The organism is Streptomyces sp. UF-297, assembly GCF_058245575.1.
Map to the genome: position 1 here is coordinate 1 of NZ_JBSIBZ010000276.1, position 335 is coordinate 335.

Annotated in this window: 1 protein-coding gene; it reads right to left on the reverse strand. The window is 66.0% G+C overall.

What is annotated here, in order from left to right:
- A partial coding sequence (locus AC4IJH_RS43810) for a hydroxymethylglutaryl-CoA lyase-like TIM-barrel protein (protein ID WP_490857616.1) occupies positions 1 to 335 on the reverse strand: 335 nt, incomplete at both ends.

Here is a 335-nt window from a genome sequence, read left to right on the forward strand (position 1 = left end):
TCCATCACCAGCCGCGTACCGTCCACCGCGATCTGCCTGATGTCCTGCCTGGACCCACGGAAGACCACCCGCCGGAAGGTGGGCGCGGTCGCGTTGTACAGATGCACGGTGGCCCGGTGCGCGCCCACCAGGGACTGAACCGTCCGCTCGATCAGATCCTCGCGCGCCTGCGTCAGCACCGAGATCGTCACATCCTCGGGGATCGCGCCCTCCTCGATGATCGAGCGTACGAACGCGAAGTCGGTCTCGCCGGAGGAGGGGAAACCGACCTCGATCTCCTTGTAGCCCATCCGCACCAGCAGATCGAACATCTCCCGCTTACGGGCCGGCGACAT